18 protein-coding genes, 1 tRNA gene and 1 pseudogene are annotated in these 19138 nt (G+C 75.2%); 7 read left to right on the plus strand and 13 right to left on the minus strand.

Translation table 11 applies throughout. The annotated features are described in order from the left end of the window. Positions 1-316: transposase family protein (locus Ae331Ps2_RS32780; protein WP_305775549.1), on the plus strand; the 316-nt coding region annotated here is incomplete at its 5' end. Positions 317-338: 22 nt separating this feature from the next. Here Ae331Ps2_RS32780 and Ae331Ps2_RS26470 read toward each other — a convergent pair. From Ae331Ps2_RS26470 to Ae331Ps2_RS26490, 5 genes are all read right to left on the minus strand, one after another. Further along, positions 339-554, minus strand: a complete 216-nt coding sequence (locus Ae331Ps2_RS26470; protein ID WP_139318697.1) for a hypothetical protein — start codon at positions 552-554, stop codon at positions 339-341. Positions 555-644: 90 nt separating this feature from the next. Beyond that, positions 645-721 (minus strand) — tRNA-Leu (locus Ae331Ps2_RS26475). A 73-nt stretch (positions 722-794) separates the two neighbouring features. Next, positions 795-1505: a metallophosphoesterase gene (locus Ae331Ps2_RS26480; RefSeq protein WP_075305797.1), complete on the minus strand. Its 711-nt coding sequence runs from the start codon at positions 1503-1505 to the stop codon at positions 795-797. Beyond that, complete coding sequence (locus Ae331Ps2_RS26485; protein WP_075311652.1) at positions 1502-2662, minus strand: class I SAM-dependent RNA methyltransferase; 1161 nt, start codon at positions 2660-2662, stop codon at positions 1502-1504. Before Ae331Ps2_RS26485 ends, Ae331Ps2_RS26480 begins: the two co-directional genes overlap by 4 nt. A 32-nt stretch (positions 2663-2694) precedes the next feature. Next, positions 2695-4776 (minus strand): APC family permease, encoded by a 2082-nt coding sequence (locus Ae331Ps2_RS26490; protein ID WP_075305795.1) that lies wholly within the window; start codon positions 4774-4776, stop codon positions 2695-2697. A 141-nt stretch (positions 4777-4917) separates the two neighbouring features. Between Ae331Ps2_RS26490 and Ae331Ps2_RS26495 the strand changes: the two genes are divergently transcribed. Both Ae331Ps2_RS26495 and Ae331Ps2_RS26500 read left to right on the plus strand, forming a co-directional pair. Next, on the plus strand, positions 4918-5580 hold the full coding sequence (locus Ae331Ps2_RS26495; protein ID WP_075305794.1) for a TrkA family potassium uptake protein: 663 nt from the start codon (positions 4918-4920) through the stop codon (positions 5578-5580). Next, positions 5580-6233: a TrkA family potassium uptake protein gene (locus Ae331Ps2_RS26500; protein WP_020622834.1), complete on the plus strand. Its 654-nt coding sequence runs from the start codon at positions 5580-5582 to the stop codon at positions 6231-6233. The genes Ae331Ps2_RS26495 and Ae331Ps2_RS26500 overlap by 1 nt, the downstream gene beginning before the upstream one ends. A 60-nt stretch (positions 6234-6293) precedes the next feature. Here the strand turns inward: Ae331Ps2_RS26500 and Ae331Ps2_RS26505 are convergent, their stop codons facing one another. The 4 genes from Ae331Ps2_RS26505 to dut all read right to left on the minus strand — a co-directional run bounded on the left by Ae331Ps2_RS26505 (position 6294) and on the right by dut (position 11786). Then, positions 6294-7061 (minus strand): DUF3159 domain-containing protein, encoded by a 768-nt coding sequence (locus Ae331Ps2_RS26505; protein ID WP_020622833.1) that lies wholly within the window; start codon positions 7059-7061, stop codon positions 6294-6296. A gap of 48 nt (positions 7062-7109) precedes the next feature. Next, entirely contained in the window at positions 7110-7487 is a 378-nt protein-coding gene (locus Ae331Ps2_RS26510; protein WP_020622832.1) for an OB-fold nucleic acid binding domain-containing protein, read from the minus strand. A gap of 249 nt (positions 7488-7736) precedes the next feature. Then, positions 7737-11270: a DUF3710 domain-containing protein gene (locus Ae331Ps2_RS26515; RefSeq protein ID WP_139318696.1), complete on the minus strand. Its 3534-nt coding sequence runs from the start codon at positions 11268-11270 to the stop codon at positions 7737-7739. Next, entirely contained in the window at positions 11271-11786 is a 516-nt protein-coding gene (gene dut, locus Ae331Ps2_RS26520; RefSeq protein ID WP_083696037.1) for a dUTP diphosphatase, read from the minus strand. It lies immediately after the preceding gene. Positions 11787-11811: 25 nt separating this feature from the next. Here dut and Ae331Ps2_RS26525 point away from each other — a divergent pair, with 25 nt between their 5' ends. Then, entirely contained in the window at positions 11812-12315 is a 504-nt protein-coding gene (locus tag Ae331Ps2_RS26525) for a DUF3093 domain-containing protein (RefSeq protein WP_075305791.1), read from the plus strand. Positions 12316-12477: 162 nt separating this feature from the next. Here Ae331Ps2_RS26525 and Ae331Ps2_RS26530 read toward each other — a convergent pair whose 3' ends face one another. Continuing rightward, positions 12478-12780 (minus strand): DUF4193 domain-containing protein, encoded by a 303-nt coding sequence (locus tag Ae331Ps2_RS26530; protein ID WP_020626973.1) that lies wholly within the window; start codon positions 12778-12780, stop codon positions 12478-12480. A 314-nt stretch (positions 12781-13094) separates the two neighbouring features. On the opposite strand from Ae331Ps2_RS26530, the gene Ae331Ps2_RS26535 reads away from it, so the two are divergent. Together Ae331Ps2_RS26535 and cei are read left to right on the plus strand one after the other, a co-directional pair. Then, positions 13095-14180, plus strand: coding sequence for a phosphotransferase family protein (locus tag Ae331Ps2_RS26535; RefSeq protein WP_075305790.1), 1086 nt, complete (start codon positions 13095-13097; stop codon positions 14178-14180). Further along, entirely contained in the window at positions 14180-14809 is a 630-nt protein-coding gene (gene cei, locus Ae331Ps2_RS26540; protein WP_075305789.1) for an envelope integrity protein Cei, read from the plus strand. The genes Ae331Ps2_RS26535 and cei overlap by 1 nt, the downstream gene beginning before the upstream one ends. An 18-nt stretch (positions 14810-14827) precedes the next feature. Here the strand turns inward: cei and Ae331Ps2_RS26545 are convergent, their stop codons facing one another. Then, positions 14828-15658, minus strand: a complete 831-nt coding sequence (locus Ae331Ps2_RS26545) for an inositol monophosphatase family protein (RefSeq protein ID WP_075311648.1) — start codon at positions 15656-15658, stop codon at positions 14828-14830. A gap of 231 nt (positions 15659-15889) precedes the next feature. Here Ae331Ps2_RS26545 and Ae331Ps2_RS26550 point away from each other — a divergent pair. Beyond that, a pseudogene (locus Ae331Ps2_RS26550) lies at positions 15890-17350 on the plus strand (RNA polymerase sigma factor); the annotation flags it as partial. A gap of 60 nt (positions 17351-17410) precedes the next feature. On the opposite strand, the gene Ae331Ps2_RS26555 reads toward Ae331Ps2_RS26550, so the two are convergent. Both Ae331Ps2_RS26555 and Ae331Ps2_RS32785 read right to left on the minus strand, forming a co-directional pair. Beyond that, positions 17411-18265, minus strand: a complete 855-nt coding sequence (locus Ae331Ps2_RS26555) for an alpha/beta fold hydrolase (protein ID WP_075305787.1) — start codon at positions 18263-18265, stop codon at positions 17411-17413. 235 nt (positions 18266-18500) lie between these two features. Next, entirely contained in the window at positions 18501-19070 is a 570-nt protein-coding gene (locus Ae331Ps2_RS32785; RefSeq protein WP_075305786.1) for a CHRD domain-containing protein, read from the minus strand. Positions 19071-19138: the final 68 nt, after the last annotated feature.

Raw genomic sequence — 19138 nt, forward strand, 5'->3', positions numbered from 1 at the left:
GCACCCCGGGCTGCTCGAGGGCCTGGCCGCGTTCACCGACGACACCCACGCCGCGCTGGGCGACCTCGGCTACGAAGGCGAAGCCGACCGGCTCACCGTGCCCATCAAACCCGCCCCCGGCCGCGGGCAGACGGTCAACCAGCGCACCGTCAACACCCTGCACTCAGCCCTTCGTGCTCTGACCGAACGCGGAAACGCCCTGCTCAAGACCACCTTCGCCGCGTTGCGGCGAGTCACGCTATGTCCCTGGCGCACCGGCGCGATCACCGCAGCTGCGCTCGTACTACTCCACACCGAGTACGACCGCACGACATGATCAACCCGCTACTGAGAACACCTCAGTGGGTGCGCTGCGCAGCGGTGAGGTGTCCGTCACCGAGGTACATGCCGAGCAGATAGGCGTAGTCGGCGACGGGGACGTCGATACCGGGGGCGCAGCGGAAGCAGCGGGCCCGGGTCCGCCGCGGGTCCCCCGTGCGACGGGTCCCGGTGCACCAGTGGCGCACGGTCCGCTCGGGGACGCCGACGGCCGCGGCCACCGACCGAACCGGCATGCCGCCGCGATACAGCGACCGGGCCCTGTCGACGACGTGTGGCGGGTGCATGCGGAAACCGTCGCACGCGCCACCGACAATTCCGGACAATGGTGCCCTCGGTGGGATTCGAACCCACACTGTATGCATTTTGAGTGCATCGTCTCTGCCGATTGGACTACGAGGGCTTGCTACTTTCGGCGTATTCAGTTCTGAAGCGAGCTTAGCGGGTTCCGAGTCCCCCGCGACATCCGACCCGCCTCACACCGGCCAGTTCAGGAACCGGCTGCGCGGCGGCCCGTCACCGAGCACGTGCAGCACCCCACCCGGCGCCGGGACCGGGTCGGAGCCTCCGGCACCGGGCACGTCCGGCCAGCGCAGGGCGGGCGCCACCGACGGGGCGACGACGAGCGGGTGCCCGGCGAACGTCGTCGCCAGCGGGGTGTGGACGTGCCCGCACACCACCAGCGTCGGGTCGGACCGGGCGGCGAGCAGCATCTCCAGCGGGCCGGGGTCGCGCAGCCGCATCCCGTCGAGCACGGGGTGCCCGAGCGCGACCGGCGGGTGGTGCAGGGCGACCAGCAGCGGCGCAGGGTCCCGGACGGCCTCGGTGAGCAGGGCGACGGCGCCCTCGGACAGCGCACCGTGCGGCGCACCGGGGACCAGGGTGTCCAGCAGCGCCACCGTGCAGCCGCCGGTGCGGTGCAGCCGGTCCCCCACCGGGCCGACGGCGGCGGCCATCGCGGTGCGGTCGTCGTGGTTGCCGGGCACGTGCAGCGCGTCGAGCCCGGCCAGCAGGGCGGCGGCCCCGGCGTAGGCCGCGGGGTCGCCGTGGTCGGCGAGGTCCCCGGTCACGACCACGACGTCCGGCGCCGGATCCAGCGCCCGGACCCCGGCGACGGCGCGGGCGGCCCGGCCCTCCGGATCCGGACGCCCGAGGTGCAGGTCCGAGAGCTGGACGACGGTGGTCACCGCGGGATCCGCTCCAGCAGGGCGACCGCCTCCATGTGGTGGGTCATCGGGAACGCGTCGAACGCCCGCAGCGCGGCGGTGCGGTACCCGGCGGTGGCGAACAGGGACAGGTCCCGGGCCAGCGCGGCCGGGTCGCAGGCGATGTGCACGATCCGCCGCGGGCCGCGGGCGGCCAGGTCGCGCACCGCGGCCTTCCCGAGCCCGGCCCGCGGCGGGTCGGTGACCACGACGTCGGGGTCGGGCCGGAGCCGGGCGATCTCGCGCTCGGCGCGGCCCCGCACGAACTGGACCTGCGGCAGGTCGGCCAGCGCGGCGGCGCCGTCGGCGACCGCGGACGCGGCGGACTCGACGACCAGCACGGTCCCGGACTCCCCCACCTGGCCGGCGAGGACCGAGCCGAGCAGCCCGACGCCGCCGTAGAGGTCCCAGGCGACACCGCCCACGGGGGCGTCGGCCCAGTCGCGTACGACCGACGCGAGGGTGTCCGGCAGCGCCGGGTGGACCTGCCAGAACGTGCCGGCCGACAGCTCCCAGGTGCGGCCCGCCGCGGTCACGGTGGCGCCGGAGCCGACCCGGGCCGCCCCGTCGCCGACGACGGTGACGTCGAGCTCGGAGTCGGGCCGGAAGCGGCGCTCCAGCACCGGGGGCAGCGCGCCCGCCGGGACGAGCGGGCAGTCCCCGATCTCGCACACGTCGTGGCTGCGGTGGGCGCGCAGGCCGGGGACGCCGGCGTCGTCGACGGCCAGCCGCACCCGGGTGCGCCAGCCGAACGGACCGCCGGGGAGCTCCTCGACCTCCACCGCGGCGAGGTCGGCGGTGGCGACGACCGCGGCCCCGGCGCCGAGACGCTCCAGCTGCTCGCGCAGGACGGTCATCTTCAGGACGCGCTGGGTGGCGTGGTCGGTGTGCTGGAAGTCGCAGCCACCGCAGCCGCCGGGCCCCGCCCACGGGCACGCGGGCTCGACCCGGTCCGGGGACGCCTCCAGCACGGCGACGGCGTCGGCGCGGCAGAACGCCCCACCCGGGTCGTCGGTGACCACGGCACGGACCAGCTCACCGGGCAGCGCGTGCCGGACGAACACGACCCGGCCACCGTCACCGTCGCGGGCCACGCAGTGTCCGCCGTGCGCGACGGGGCCGACCCGCAGCTCCAGCATCCGGTCGGTCCAGTCGGTCGCCGTCTCGGCGTTCACCGGTCCTCCTCCTTCGGGACACGGGGTGCGGGCGAGGTGCCGCCACCGGTGCGGACGCCCGCGCCGTCGCGGAGTTCGCCGGGCAGCTGCTCCGTGCCCGGGTAGCCGCGACGGGACGCCCCCGGCGCCTGCAGCGGCGACAGCGCCCGCGTGCGCGAGGACGACGGCAGCTGCCACGGCACGCTGGTCACCATCACCCCCGGCTGGAACAGCAGCCTCGTCTTGAGCCGCAGTGCGCTCTGGTTGTGCAGCACCTGCTCCCACCAGTGCCCGACGACGTACTCCGGGATGTAGACGGTCACGACGTTGCGCGGGGAGTCGCTGCGGATCCGCTTGACGTAGTCCAGCACGGGCCGGGTGATCTCCCGGTAGGGCGACTCGACGACCTTCAGCGGGACCGGGAGGTTCCGCTTGTGCCACTGCTCGACGAGCTTCTTGGTCTCGGAGTCGTCGACGTTGACCGTGACCGCCTCGAGGATGTCCGGGCGGGTCGCGCGGGCGTAGGCCAGCGCCCGCAGCGTCGGCTTGTGCAGCGTGGAGACGAGCACGACGGCGTGGTTGCGCGAGGGCAGCACGTCGTCGGTCTCGTCGGCGACGAGTGCGGCCGCGACCCGGTCGTAGTGCAGCTGGATCAGCCGCATGAGCACGAAGAACCCGCCCATCGCGACGATCGCGATCCAGGCGCCGAGGGTGAACTTGGTGATCAGCACCGTGATCAGCACGACGCCGGTCATGCAGGCGCCGAACCCGTTGATCGACTGAGCGCGACGGATCCGGCGGCGCTCGGACACCGGCGGCCCCAGCGCGAGCTCCCGGTTCCAGTGCCGGACCATGCCGGCCTGGGACAGCGTGAACGACACGAACACGCCGACGGTGTAGAGCGGGATGAGCCGGGTGACCTCGGCCTGGAAGCCGACGACCAGCAGGATCGCGAACAGCGCGAGCGCGACGATGCCGTTGGAGAACGCGAGCCGGTCGCCGCGGGTGTGCAGCTGGCGGGGCAGGTAGCGGTCCTGGGACAGGATCGAGCCGAGCACCGGGAAGCCGTTGAACGCGGTGTTCGCGGCCAGGACCAGGATCAGCGCCGTCATCACGATGACGAAGAAGTAGCCCGGCGGGAAGTTGTCGAAGACCGCGTCGGCGAGCTGGGCGATCATGGTGTGCTGCTCGTAGCCGGGCGGGGCGTCGGGGAACTGGCGCGCCGGGTCCTCGGCGATCTGGACGCCAGTCAGCTGGGCCAGCGCGATCAGCCCCATGAACAGCGACACCGACATCGCCCCGAGCAGCAGCAGCGTGGTGGCCGCGTTCTTCGACTTCGGCTTGCGGAAGGCCGGCACGCCGTTCGAGATCGCCTCGACGCCGGTCAGCGCGGCCGCGCCCTGGGTGAAGCTGCGCAGCACGAGCAGCACCAGGGCGAGGCCGGTGAACGCGTCGCCCTCCGCGACCAGGTGCAGGTCGGCGCTCTCGGCGCGCACGGGGTCGCCGAGGATCAGCACCCGGGTCAGCCCCCAGAGGATCATCGTCGCGACGCCGAGGACGAAGGCGTAGACCGGGACCGCGAAGGCGGCGCCGGACTCGCGGATGCCGCGCAGGTTGATCGCGGTGAGCACGGCGATGGCCGAGACGGCGAACAGCACCTTGTGCTCGGCGACGAACGGCACCAGCGCGCCGATGTTGGCCGCGGCCGCGGAGATCGAGACGGCGACGGTGAGGGTGTAGTCGACGAGCAGCGCGCTGGCGACGGTCAGTCCGGCGTTCTTGCCGAGGTTGACCGTCGCGACCTCGTAGTCACCCCCGCCGGAGGGGTAGGCGTGGACGTTCTGCCGGTAGCTGGCGACGACCGTGAGCAGCACGACGACGACGGCGAGACCGATCCACGGCGACATCGCGTAGGAGGCGACGCCGGCGACCGACAGGGTCAGGAAGATCTCCTCCGGCGCGTAGGCGACCGACGACATGGCGTCGGAGGCGAACACGGGGAGGGCGATCCGCTTCGGGAGCAGGGTGCTGGTCAGGCGGTCGCTGCGCTGCGGTCGTCCGACCACGAGCCGCTTGAGAGCGACGGCGAGCTTGGACACGGGGCGCAGCCTATGCCCCCGGTCCGATCCGCTTCGCGATAGCGTTCACCGCGCGTCGTCGGCGTCCCCGTCGCCGTCGGTACAGAAGGAACGAACCGTACATCCCGGGCCTCCCGACCCGGCGGAAGGACCCCAGACGCCATGCACGTCGTGATCATGGGATGTGGCCGCGTCGGCGCGTCCCTGGCCTCGGGCCTGGAACGGCTCGGCCACGAGGTCGCGGTGATCGACCGCGACCCGCAGGCCTTCCGCCGGCTCGGCCCGGACTTCCGCGGGCGCCAGGTGGTCGGCTTCGGCTTCCACCGCAGCGTGCTCGACGAGGCGGGGCTGGAGTCCGCCGGCGCGTTCGCCGCCGTCTCCTCCGGGGACAACTCCAACATCATCGCCGCCCGCGTGGCGCGCGAGAGCTACGGCGTCGGCAAGGTCGTCGCCCGGATCTACGACGCCAAGCGCGCCGCGGTGTACGAGCGCCTCGGCATCCCGACGGTCGCGACCGTCCCGTGGACGACCGACCGGCTGCTGCGCATGCTGCTGCCCGACGGCGTCGCCACCGCCTGGCGCGAGCCCACCGGCACCGTGGCCGTCCTGCCGCTGCCGCTGCACGAGAACTGGGTGGGGCGCCCGATCCGCGACCTGGAGCGGGCGACGAGCTCGCGGGTCGCGTTCATCGTGCGGTTCGGCACCGGGGTGCTGCCGACCAAGGACACCACCGTGCAGCACGAGGACACCGTCTACGTGGCGGCGGTCTCGGGCACGGTCAGCGACGTGACGGCGGCCGCCGCGGCGCCGCCCGAGGAGGACTGATGCGGGTCGCGATCGCGGGTGCGGGCGCCGTCGGGCGGTCCATCGCGCTGGAGCTGGTCGAGTCCGACCACCGGGTCATGCTGATCGAGCGCGAGCTGACCCACATCGACCCGAACTCGGTCCCCGAGGCCGAGTGGGTGCACGCCGACGCCTGCGAGCTGTCGTCGCTGGAGGACGCCGGCATCGAGGGCTGCGACGTCGTGATCGCCGCGACCGGCGACGACAAGGTCAACCTGGTGGTGTCGCTGCTGGCGAAGACCGAGTTCGGGGTCCGCCGGGTGGTGGCCAGGGTGAACGACCCGCGCAACGAGTGGCTGTTCGGGGAGAACTGGGGCGTCGACGTCGCGGTGTCGACGCCGCGGCTGCTGGCGGCGCTGGTCGAGGAGGCCGTCGCCGTCGGGGACCTGGTGCGGCTGCTGACGCTGCGTCAGGGGCAGGCGAACCTCGTCGAGGTGACGCTGCCCGAGGACACCCCGCTGGCCGGGCGGCCGGTGCGGGTGCTGGAGCTGCCGACGGACTCGGCGCTGGTGACGATCCTGCGCGGCGGCCGGGTCATCGTGCCGCAGCCCGACGACGCGCTGGAGGGCGGCGACGAGCTGCTGTTCGTGGCGACGACGGCGGTCGAGGAGGACATCCGCGCCGCTCTCCTGTGACCCCGCCTCTCCCACCCCGCCGGGGACCGGCACCCGGAGTGTCCCGCGTGCCGGTGCCGCTCAGGCGGTCGCGGGGCGGGCGCGCTCGGCGCGGCGCACGATGAGGATCGTGGCCAGGATCGCGACCCCGGTGAGCGGGTAGCCCATCGCGAGCCGCGCGACACCCAACCAGGTCTCGGAGTCGGCGAGGTACAGCCCGCCCTGCACGACGACCTTCGCGAGGAAGGTCCCCGCCCACACCGCGGTGGCCCAGCCGTAGGCGCGGACCAGGTGGGGGTCTGCGCGCCACTCGGTGCCGTGTCCGTTGATGCCGTGCCAGATCACCCCGGCCAGCGGCCAGCGGGCGATGATCGACACCAGCGCGACGACGCCCAGGGCGCCGCTGTAGAGCAGACCGGGCAGGTAGAACCCGCGGGCCTCCCCGGTCCGGCTCGCGACGAGCGCACACACCCCGACCCCGAGCAGACCGGAGATCGCGGGCATGACCGGGTCACGACGGACCAGACGCCAGACCAGCACCAGCACACCGGCTCCGACGGCCGCGTACAGCGCGGTCGTCAGGTCGGCCAGGATGTTGACGAGGACGAACACCACGACCGGGATGGTCGAGGCGACGATCCCGGTCACCCCGCCCATCTGTTCCAGCAGGGTCGGGGTGGGCGCCTCCGGGGTGGACTCCGCCGGTCCCCCGGTCCGGTCCGGTTCCGGTGCGGCGGCGTGCGCCGGTGCCGTCACCGGCCGGCCGAGGGGCGCGGTCCGGTCCTGCGGGTCGACGTCGGTGACACGCGGGATCCGGGTGGTCGGGGCGTCGTGGTGGTGGTCGTTCAAGCCGGTCCGATCCGTCGGCTCAGGAGCAGGCCGCGAGGGTCCCGCGGGTCACTGCGCCTGGCAGATCTCGTAGTACGGGTTGTAGAGCACCTTGCGGCCGTCGCGGACCGAGATCCGGCCACGGACCCGCATGGTGCGTCCGGCCTCGATACCGGGGATGCTGCGCCGGCCCATCCAGACCAGGGTGACGCCGTCGGTCCCGTCGAACAGCTCGGCCTTCAGGGTGGCGTCGGCACTCTGTGGACAGAGGTCGACGCTGCGGATCCGGCCGAGCATCGTGACCTCTTCGCCGCAGGCACAGTCGCGGGCCGGTCGTGCACCGGTCTCCTCGACGTCCTCGGCGAGGTCGCGCGCGTCGAGTTCGTCGACATCGCTGGTGAGTTTGCGGAGCATCCGGCGGAACGCTCCGCCATCCGTGCTGCCCATGTCTCTCCTCGGCCGTGTCCGGTACCGGCCCGGGGTCACCGGACCCTCCGGTGACCCGCACTCGCGCGGCAACACGACAGGGTGTCGTGGTGGCGCCGAGAGCGTAACGCGCGGATGCCCCGGTTTGTGCCCGCGGCGGCCCCGACCTCCCGGTCACCGCCCCGGCGACCGGCTCGCGGGCCGCGCCCGGTGGTCGACGGGCGGGTGCGGGCCGGGCGTACCGGACACCCGTGCCCATCCCGCTGCCGCTCAGTCCCGCCGGTGCCGTCCGAGGTCGCGGGGACCGGTGCCGCCCGCGCGCCGACCGGAGGGCCACTGGCCGGTGAGCCCGGACCCGCCCGCTGCCCGCCCGGCGTCGAGCCCGCCGGAGGCGTCCTCGGTGTCGTCGGTGCCGTCGGTGCGCTCGCCCGCGGTGCGGGCCGGGTCCGCGGGCGCGGGGTCGTCGGTGCGGGCCGCGGCCCGTCCGGCGGCGGCCCGGCTCGCGCGGTAGTCCGCCAGCCCGGTGACACCGCCGTGCCCGTTGGTGCGGTCGGCACCCGGTCCGTCGGCGTGCGGCCCGCGGTCGGCCGACGCGCTGCGCAGCAGGTCCTGCAGGGCACTGCGTGCCTCGTCGGCCGAGGTGGGACCGCCTCCGTGCCAGGGGCGGTCCGCATCGGCCGCGGCCCGGAACAGATCGTCCCCGCCCGGGCCCGGCGACGCCGGGTACGCGGCCGGGGCCGGGTCGTGGTCCACGCCGCGCGACGTGGAGCCGGTGGGCGCGGGACCTGCGGTGTCGCTCCCGGCGGTGCCGCTCCCCGTGGAGGGCGCGTCGCCGGGTTCGCGGCGGCGTCCACCGCCTGCAGGGGCGTCGAGGGCGACGGCGGCGAGCAGGTCCGCCACCGAGGTGCCCGCACCGGCGCCGTGCCGACCGGACCGGCGGCTGGCGGCGATCTCGGCGGACAGCCAGCCGTCGTCGTCCGGGGTGGGGTCGGTGGGCGCCGTGTGGCCGGGCGCGTCCGCGGTGGGCCGGGCACCCCGCCGACGACGGGTGGACGCCGGTGCGGCGGGCTCGGTCGGGGCCGGGAGCCGGTCGAGCGTGGCCTCCATGAGCGGCACGTCCGACAACGGGATGTCCTCGATGGCCCCCGTCGGCGGCGACGCAGGCTCCGGCGGCCCGGCCGGGGTGTCCCGCGTGCGCGCGGCGAGCAGGTCCGCGGCGTCGACGCGGGCGGCGTCGGCGGCGCGGTCGCGCCGGGAGCGGCGCGCCGCCCCACCGGTGCCGGGCCGGGTCGACCCCGCCGTGGCACCGGAGGCGGTCGGGGTGCCGAACGGGTCCCGGCCGTGGGCGGCGCCATCGGCAGCGTCGACAGAGCCGTCGGCAGCGGTGTCGGCAGAGCCGTCGGGAGCGGTGCCGGGATCCAGGGCGGTGCGGCCGTCGAACGCCGTACCGTCGAGCGCGGTGTCCCCGAGCGCAGGGCCGCCGAGCGCGGTGTCCCCGAGCGCAGGGCCGCCGAGCGCGGTGTCCCCGAGCGCAGGGCCGCCGAGCACGGTGCCGGGGTCGAGGGCCGAGGCCGGGACGGGGGTGCTGCGGTCCAGGATGTCGCCGGCCGACGCGCCCCGGCCGAAACCGGTGAGCGGGGTCGCGGACCGGTCGTCCTCGACGCCGGCGAGCAGGTCGGCGGCCGACAGCGCGGTCACTGCCGGGTCGCGGCGGGCCGGGGGCTCCGCCGATTCGGGCTCCGGGGCCCGGAGCGGGGCGACCGCGCTCGGCGCCGGGTCCGGCGCGTGCATCGGCGCCGGGGCGTGCAGCGGAGCCGGGGCGTGGATCGACCCGCGCCCGGGCAGCGGGCCCACGCCGGTGTCGGGACCGGCCCGGCCCGGCCCGGCCGCGGGGGCGACGCCGCCCGCGGTCGGGATCGCGCCGGTCGGGGTCGCACTGCCGGGGATGCCCCCGGGCTGTGGGGCGGCGAGGGGCGTGGCAGCGGACGGTGTGGCAGCGGACGTCGTGGCACCGGCCGGGGCGCCGCCGAGCCGGTTCGCGCCGGTCCGGTCGGGCCGGGCCGGGCGCCCGCGTCGGCGACCGGGCCGTGCCTCGGGCCCGGGGGCGACCAGCGGACCGTCGGTCAGCGCGGTGCGCTCGGCGGGCGACTCGTCGGTGCGCACGTCCGGGGCGAGCGGCGTGCGCGCCGCGGCCGGATCGGCCGGGGCCGCCGCGGCGGGGCGGCGGACCTGCGGCAGCGCGCGGGTGCGCGAGTCGGCGTCGTCGGTGGACGGGCGGGGGCCCACCGGCCCCGCGGGGGGCCGCGCGGCCGGGACCCCGGACGCCGACGCCGCGGCGGGCGCGGTACGGCGCGGGCGGGCCGGGCGGGCGGGCTCGACCGGCGTCGCCGGTTCCGCGGAGGCGGCGGCCGGCACCGGGCGGGCGCCGGTCGTGGGGCCGGACGGCGCCGGGGTCGCGCCCGTCTCCCCGGCGGGGGCCGGGACGGACACGGTGATGCTGGGCTTCTGCGGCGCGGCCTCGGGCTGCCGCTCGCGCAGGTGCTCGGGCAGCTCCAGGGGCAGGACTGTCCGCGGCGGGTACGGCGATTTCCCGCGGACGACGATGATCCCCCGCAGCACGCGCCGGAGCTCCACGTCGAGGGCCTCGACGGTCTCCAGCGACGCCGTCGCCACGCCGTAGACCATCCAGCGCGGGCCGTCGCAGCCGACGAACACCGATGCGGCGTTCTCGGTGCGGGCGTGGAGCTCGCGGCCCCAGTCGCCGCGGGCGTTGCGGACCCGGGCACCGCCGGTGCGCAGGGACTGCTCGATCTCCGCGGACAGGTCCGCCCACAGCCCGGACGACCGCGGCGCGGCGAGCGCACTCACCGCGATCCGGCCCTCGGCCAGCAGCAGGTGCACCGCCTGGGGACGCTCGGCGCCGGCGGGCTCCAGCTTCAGCTCGGCACCGTAGGGCACCGGGACCTGCAGGGCACCGAGGTCGACGCGGGCGAGCGCGTCGGTCATCGACGGGTCGAGCTCCTCGACGTCGGCCGGCCCCAGCGGGCGGCCGCCGCTGCCGGGCGGCGGGACCGACAGCGGGGCGTCACCGACGCCGTACTCGTCCTCGTCGTACTCGGCGTCGTACTCGGCCTCGTCGTCGTACTCGGCGTCGTGGTCACCGACGTACTCGGCGTCGTGCTCGTCGTCGAGGTCGTCGCCGGCGGGCCGGGACGGGCGCCGGCCCCAGGACGGGTCGTCGGGGTCGCCGCCGTCGAAGCCCTGCGGGGTGCGGTCGCGGGCGTAGGCGAGCTCGTCGTCCTCGACGCGGTGCGACAGCAGCGGGGGCTCCTCGTCGTCCCAGCGGCCGTCGGGTGCGACCCGGTCGTCGTACCCCGCGGGTGCGGGTGCGGGCAGGCGCCCGGAGGCGCCCGGGGCCGGGGCACGGCCGGTGGTGTCCCGGCCGACCGCGCGCACCGCCGTCGTCGCCGCGGCGGGGCCGGCGGGTGCGGGGACGGCGCCGCCGGTCCGCGGGCCGGGTGGCACCGGGCGGGAGCCGGTGGCGGGGGCGGAACCGTTGCGCCCCGGCGCGGGCGGCCTGCCGTTCGGCGCACCGGGTCCGGAGCCGTTGCGCGGGGCCACGCCGTTCGCCGGCGGCGCCCCGCGGCGGGCGTCCTGCGCGGCGTAGTGGTCGGCGTAGTCGTCGAAGTCGTCGACGTCGGAGTCGCCGTAGCCGGGATAGCCCGGGTAGGCACCTGTCCCGGTGTCCTCGATCCCGTCCTCCGGACGGATGTCGAACATCCGACCGCGTGTGCGTCCGGGCATCTACTGGTCCCCTCCCCCGGCGACGAGCGCGGCGTTCCCGCCGGTCGAGCCGTGACCGGCGGCGCCGCGTACCGACGCGGGCAGCGCGGTGACCTCCACGAACCGGGCCGTCTCGACCCGTTGCACCACCAGCTGCGCGATGCGGTCCCCCCGGTGCAGCTTCACCGGCGTGTCCGGGTCGGTGTTGACCAGGCAGACCTTGATCTCGCCGCGGTACCCGGCGTCGATCGTGCCGGGTGCGTTGACGATCGAGAGCCCGCACCGCGCCGCGAGGCCGGACCGGGGGTGCACGAACCCGGCGTAGCCCTCGGGCAGCGCGATCGCCACCCCGGTCCCGACGAGCGCCCGGCGCCCCGGCTGGAGGACCACGTCGGTGGTCGTCACGAGGTCGGCCCCGGCGTCGCCGGGCCGCGCGTACGCGGGCGGGGGGACGTCGGGGTCGAGCCGCGTCAGCAGGACGTCGACGGACGCTGCTGCCGGCGGCTGGTCCGGGGGAGCGGGCACGGAACCGGGCACGGCGGGCGACGCTACCCTGGGCCTCGTGAGCGAACGGGATCCGGAGACCGACTCTGCGACGGCTGGCCCTGCTGCGTTCGACGAGCGGTTGTCCGTCCCGGTGTGGTGGTACCTGCTCGCCGTCGGGCTCGGTGTCCTGATGGGCGCGCAGATCCACATGGGCTATCCCGGCCTGCGGGCGTGGCTGGGCTACCTGACGATGGTGCCGCTGTGCGTCGGTGTCCTGTGGTGGATGGGCCGCAGCCGCGTCACCGTCCGCGACGGCGTGCTCGTCTCGAACGGCCGCGAGCTGCCGCTGTCCGCGGCGGGCGTCACCGACACCGTCGCGCGGGCCGACAAGCAGCAGGCGATGGGCCCCGATCTCGACCCGCAGGCCTACGTCCTGCACCGGGCGTGGGTGGGGCCGCTGGTACGGGTCCAGGTGATCGGCCGCGACGAGCCCTACTGGGTGCTCAGCACGCGCCGTCCCGACGAGCTGCGGGCGGCGATCGCCGCCGAGGCGCCGCACCCCCAGCAACAGCAGCGCTGACAGCACTGACAGCGCCGACACGCGCAGAAACCACGCGCAGAAACGACGGGGCCCCGGCGAGATCGCCGGGGCCCCGTCGTGGTCCTCCCGTCGGACGGGCCCTGCCGGGCCCGCCCGGTCAGGCCTGCCCGATCAGGCTTGCGCCCGATCAGGCTTGCCCGATCAAGCGGCACAGTCGCGGCAGAGGAACTGTCCGCCCGAGGAGCTGGCGAGCCGGCTCCGGTGGTGCACCAGGAAGCAGCTCGCACAGGTGAACTCGTCCGCCTGCTTCGGCAGGACGTTCACCGTCAGTTCCTCGCCCGACAGGTCCGCGCCCGGGAGCTCGTAGCTCTCCGCGGTGTCGGTCTCCTCGACGTCGACGACCGCGGACTGCGCCTCGTTGCGGCGCTGCTTGAGCTCGTCGAGCGAGTCCTCGGCCATCTCGTCGGCCTCATTGCGACGCGGGGCGTCGTAGTCGGTCGCCATCAGGTCTCACCCTTGCCTTACGTCCGAGCTGCTCGATTCCGGCCCACGAGCAGCGGTACTTCGCATCGGTTGGTCGTCGCGTGCCGCTGGAGAACGTCGCGGGGAGCGGGTTTGTGCCCGGCCCCATGAGTGACGCCGGTCTCACCTGGCCCGGTGGACCGGGTGGCTCGTCCGTCGTGAGTCCTGTCGCGGCCGATCCGTCACCGGCGGCGGGGAGGGTAGCCCAGCGTCCGCGGAGCGTCGCAGCGAGTCCCCCGATGATGCCGGGTGTCGCCCCGACGCCACCGCCGCCGGGCGCACTAGTGTCGCCCGGTGTGACGACGAGCGCCCGCACCCCCACGCCCGGTGCCGACCCCGCCACCGTCGGCGCGTGGCTGTCCACGGCCCTCGGCGACGAACGGTGGCGCGAGGCGCGGCTCACCCCGATCGGCGCCGGGCGGTCCAACCTGACCTACCGGGTCTCCTCCCCCGCCGGGGCGGTCGTGCTGCGTCGCCCGCCGGTCGGCGAGGTCGCCGCGACCGCCCACGACATGGGCCGCGAGCAGCGGGTGATCTCCGCGCTGGGGCCGAGCGCCGTGCCCGTCCCCGCGGTGCTGGCCGCCGACGACGGCGACGTGCTCGGCGCCCCCTGCTTCGTGATGGAGCTCGTCGACGGCGTCGTGCCGCTCGACGACCTGCCCGAGGGCTGGGCGGCCACGGAGCAGCAGCGCCGCGCCGCGGGCGAGGAGCTGGTGGACGTGCTGGCCGCGCTGCACGCCGTCGACCCGGCCGCGGCGGGCCTGGGCGACTTCGGTCGCCCGGAGGGCTTCATGGAGCGCCAGATCCGGCGCTGGGGCACGCAGTGGGCAGCCGCCCGCGACGGCGACGACCCCGTCCCGGTGGACGCGGAGGTCGAGTCCGAGCTCACCCGGCTCTCCGAGCGGCTGGCCGCCGACGTGCCGGCCGCGCAGCGCCACACCGTGGTGCACGGCGACTACCGGCTCGACAACTGCGTCTTCGACGCCGGGGACCCCGGCCGCATCCGCGCGGTCCTGGACTGGGAGATGTCCACCCTCGGCGACCCGCTGGCCGACCTCGGGCTGCTGCTCGTCTACTGGAAGCAGGACGGCGACGCCACCGTCTGGTCCTCCGCCCAGCCGCTGGCGAGCCCGACCGGCCTGCCCGGCTTCCCGACGCGGCGCGAGCTCGTCGAGGGCTACACCGCGCGCACCGGCCTCGACGCCGGACCGCTGCCCTGGTACGTCGGGTTCGGCGCGTTCAAGCTGGCCGTCGTGCTCGCGGGGATCCTGGCGCGGGCCCGGGCCGGGTCGGTGCCGGCGGAGATGGCCGACGGCCTCGACGGGTCGGTCGGCCCGCTCGTCGCGCTGGGCCACCACGTCCTGGACGGAGGGTCGATCTGATGCCGGCCGGCCGCACCCGCACCGACCGCCCCTACGAGCGGCGCCGGGCCCGTCCGATCCTGGTGACCACCGCGTTGCTGGCCGTGCTGGCCGTCGCCACGTGGGCGGTCGTGCTCGGCACCGCCTCGGACGGCTCGGCGTCGACGAACTGCCCGGCCCCGTCGTCGGGGGCCCTGGCCGGAACCGAGATCGACCGGGCCGAGCTGGCCTCGGTCGCCCCGGCCGCCCCGGACGACGTCCGCTTCCACGTCCTCAACGCCGGCGGTCAGCGCGGGCAGGCGAACCTGGTGTCCGCCGAGCTCAAGGACCTGCAGTTCGGCGAGGCCGGGACCCCGGGCAACGACCCCGCGTTCCCGCAGGGCGACCTGGACTGCATCGGGCAGATGCGGTTCGGCCCGGACGGCGCGGCGTCCGCGTCGACGCTCGCGCTGGCGCTGCCCTGCGTCGAGCTGATCCGCGACGATCGTCAGGGGGCGGTGGTCGACGTCGTCGTCGGGTCGGCGTTCACCGACGTCGCACCGGGCCGTGCGGCCCGCGACGTGCTGGACCAGCTGTCCGCGCCGGGTACCGAGGGCGGTCCGCGGGCCGACCCGGGCCTGCTGGCCCAGGCCCGCGCGGCGACCTGCTGAGCGGAGCGCCCCGGCGGCTCAGACGGTGTCGGCGCCGCTGCGGCGGGCCAGTTCCGCGAGGGCGGCGGCGACTCCGGGCGCGGCGGCGAGCGTGACGTCGGCGCCCAGGGCGTCGCCGTCGTCGAGGCCGTGGACGCCCGGGCTGCCCGAGACGTGCACCACGGCACCGGCCTCGGTCGCGATGAGCGCACCGGCCGCCCAGTCCCACCAGTTGCAGCCGTGCTCGAGGTAGCCGTCGAGCCAGCCGGCCGCGACGGCGCACAGGTCCAGCGACGCCGCGCCGGCCCGCCGGACGTCGCGGACCTCGGGGAGCATCGCCGCGACCATCCCGGCCTGCCGGGCGCGCCGTTCGGCGCGGTAGGCGAACCCGGTGCCGACCAGGGACTGGCCGAGTTCGGTGGTCGCCGCGGCCCACAGCGGACGCCCGTCGAGGGTCGCGCCGAGACCGCGTCCGGCCGACCAGAGCCGCCCGGAGGCGGGCTCGGACACCGCACCGGCCACGCCCTCCCCGTCGACGACGGCGGCGATCGAGATCCCGTACCAGGGCAGGCCGTAGAGGTAGTTGACGGTGCCGTCGATCGGGTCGACCACCCAGCGCGCGACAGCCGGGTCGCCGGCGCCCTCCTCGCCGTACACCGACTCACCGGGGCGCAGCTGCGCGAGCCGGTCGCGGACGAACCGCTCCACCGAGGCGTCGGAGGCGGTGACGACGTCGGTCGGCGAGGACTTCGTCGTGACGCCGTCGTCGTGCGGGGCGGGCAGGCCGCGCAGGTGCTCCGCGGCCTCGGCCGCGACCTGCTCGGCGACGGCGCGCAGGGTGGCGGGATCGCTGCTCTCGTGCGGCCTCACCACCCCATCCGACCACGTGCGGAGCCGCCGGGACGCGCGGGGCGGCGTGAGGTGCGTCCCCCCCGGCCGGTACGCAGTTACAATGGAACGCACACCCCGTCTCCGGGCCGCGCGGCGACCACCATCGACGCCGGCGACCGAGACGGTGGCAGGACAGGACATCCCGGCCGTCGTGGCCTCGTCTCCCCCGACGAGCGCGCCGCGACCGGGCCGCGTAACGACTCCAGCGCACGTAGCGAGAGGGCCCAGGTGGCAGCCGCAGACTCCGCAGCACGCAGCGACTCGACCGTCGAACCGACGTCGGGTACCGCATCCCGCAGCCGCCGTACTTCCGGCACCACGAGCACCGCGTCGGCGGCGACCGGCACGGTGAAGAAGCCGGCCGCACGCACCCGCAAGCCCGCCGCGGCGGGTGGCACGGCGACCAAGGCCGCGCCGAAGACCGGCCCGCGCAAGCCCGCCACGAAGAAGGCCTCCACCAAGAAGGCCGACGGCGACGAGCCGGACGCCGACGGCGAGGAGGTCGTCCTCGAGGACGGCGAGATCGACGCCTCGGACGTCGAGGCCGACATCGAGGCGGCGGCGAAGGAGGAGACCGCCGACGACTCGTCCGACGACGACGATGACGACGACTCCGAGGACGAGACCAACACCGGCAAGAACCGGGTGGCGCCGACCACCCGGGCGTCGCAGCAGAAGTCGGCCGACTTCGTCTGGGACGAGGAGGAGTCCGAGGCCCTGCGCCAGGCGCGCAAGGACGCCGAGCTCACCGCCTCGGCCGACTCGGTCCGCGCGTACCTGAAGCAGATCGGCAAGGTCGCGCTCCTCAACGCCGAGGAGGAGGTCGAGCTCGCGAAGCGCATCGAGGCCGGCCTCTACGGCGCCGAGCGCATCCGCAAGGTCTTCGAGTCGAACGAGAAGCTGTCCCCGCAGATGCGGCGCGACCTGCGCTGGATCGTGCGGGACGGCGAGCGCGCCAAGAACCACCTGCTCGAGGCGAACCTCCGGCTCGTGGTCTCGCTGGCCAAGCGCTACACCGGCCGCGGCATGGCGTTCCTGGACCTGATCCAGGAGGGCAACCTCGGCCTCATCCGTGCGGTCGAGAAGTTCGACTACACCAAGGGCTACAAGTTCTCGACCTACGCGACGTGGTGGATCCGGCAGGCCATCACCCGCGCGATGGCCGACCAGGCCCGCACCATCCGCATCCCGGTGCACATGGTGGAGGTCATCAACAAGCTCGGCCGCATACAGCGTGAGCTGCTCCAGGATCTCGGGCGCGAGCCCACTCCCGAGGAGCTCGCCAAGGAGATGGACATCACCCCGGAGAAGGTGCTGGAGATCCAGCAGTACGCCCGGGAACCCATCTCCCTGGACCAGACCATCGGCGACGAGGGCGACTCGCAGCTCGGTGACTTCATCGAGGACTCCGAGGCGGTCGTCGCGGTCGACGCGGTGAGCTTCACCCTCCTGCAGGACCAGCTGCAGTCGGTGCTGGCGACGCTGTCCGAGCGCGAGGCGGGCGTCGTCCGGCTGCGCTTCGGTCTCACCGACGGCCAGCCGCGCACCCTCGACGAGATCGGCCAGGTCTACGGCGTGACCCGCGAGCGGATCCGCCAGATCGAGTCGAAGACGATGTCGAAGCTGCGGCACCCGTCGCGGTCCCAGGTGCTGCGCGACTACCTGGACTGAGCACCACCGTTCCACGACGAGGGCCCCGCCGGAGCATCCGGCGGGGCCCTCGTCGTCCGGTCAGAACAGGGTCGGGGTGGGGGCCACGGCGTCGTCGAGGAACGCGCTGATCGCCGGCACGAGGGTCGCCGTCTCCCCCACCAGCCCGATGTGCGACGTCGCGGGCAGCACCACCAGGCGTGCCCGGGGGACCTCCTGCAGCATCCCGGTCGCGGCGGCCCGTTCGTTGCCGCCGCCGAGCAGCCGGAACATCTCCACCGCGTGCTCGGGTCGCACGCCGTCGGCGTCCCCGACGATCACCATGGAGCGGGCGGTGATGCCGCGCATCCGGGCGTCGTCGATCTGCTGGTCCTCGGCGTTGAGCACCTTCACCTTCTCCACCCACGCCGCGAACGCGGCAGGGTCCGGAGTGTGCTCCAGGAACGCCGTCTCGACGGGCGTGCCGGACAGCACCGTCACGTCCATCCCCGTGACGGCGGAGTGCACGGCGGGGTACCAGCCGTCGCGGCGGAACGTCGCGGCCATCACGACGAGCTTGCCGACGAGGTCCGGGTGCCGGAGCGCGAGCTGCAGCGCCACGCCACCGCCCTGGGAGTAGCCCAGCACGTCCGCCCGATCGACGCCCAGGCCGCGGAGCAGCGCCGCGGCGTCGTCGGCGAACTGCTCGTAGGACAGCGCACGGGGCGCGTCCGGGGTCCGGCCCTGGCCCTGCATGTCGGCGACGACGACGGTGCGGTCGGCGGCGAACCCGGCCACCCACGCCGCCATCGAGCCGGTGGCCATGAACGCGCCCGGCAGCAGGAGCAGCGGGGGTGAGGTCCCGAGCTCGCCGTACACCTCGTGGTACAGATCCAGGCCGTTGACCGGCAGGTGTCCGGCCGAGGACGGCGACAGAGTGGGTGCTGGTCCGGTCATGGTGTCTCCCGCGGTGCGACGATGGGATCGGTCCCCCTACCGACCGCGTCGCGGCACCGGACTCATCGCCCCCGGCGACGTCGGTCCGGTGCGACGCCCGGACCGGCACCGGTGATCCGACCGCGGGACCCGGGTCCCCGACGCGACGGCCGGCCGCGCCGACACCGGTCCGCACCGGGCCCACCGGACTCACCGGGCCGCAGCGCGACCCGGCGCCGGGCCGGTGAGCGGGCCGTCAGCCGGTCTTGGACAGCTGCCCGCGCAGCGCACCGGTCCGGTACTGCTCGGTGTGGATGTCGACGAGCCAGGCAGCCGGGTTGGCCTCCAGGTCCGTGACCGCGAACCCGGTGCCGGTGTCGACGCCGCCGACGATCACACCGGTGGTGAACGGTCCCTGCAGGCAGCCCTTGCTGGTCATCGGGCCGCCGGGCGGGCCCTGCGGGTCCGGGAAGGCCATCCTCGGGTTGCCGGACTCGTTCGGCTGCCCCTCCTGCAGGTGCGTGGCGGTCCGCGCGGGGCTGCTGAACGGCGGGGTCACCCCGGTGACCTGGATGTCGTAGCAGACGATGTTCTGCTGGCTGTTCAGGCGGAGGGTGAAGGTGCCGGTCGCGCCCTGCTGGCCGGGCACCGGTGCGCCGTCGTCGGCGCGGACCGCGTCCGGGGTGAGGGTCGCGGTGAGCGTGCTGGTGAACGTGGGCGGCTCCGGGACGGGTGCGTCCTCGGCCAGCGCGGGTGACGCGGTGAGCGCCAGTCCCGCCACCGCGCAGAGCGCGCCCCCGACCCACCTGATCGACCGCAGTCCCATCGGTTCCCCCTCGTGCTCGCGTGTCGCCGAAGGGCAAGCATGCGGACACGACGGGCCCGTCCGCGCCC

Origin of the sequence: Pseudonocardia sp. Ae331_Ps2, from assembly GCF_001932405.1 — a bacterium.
Taxonomy (GTDB): Bacteria; Actinomycetota; Actinomycetes; order Mycobacteriales; family Pseudonocardiaceae; genus Pseudonocardia.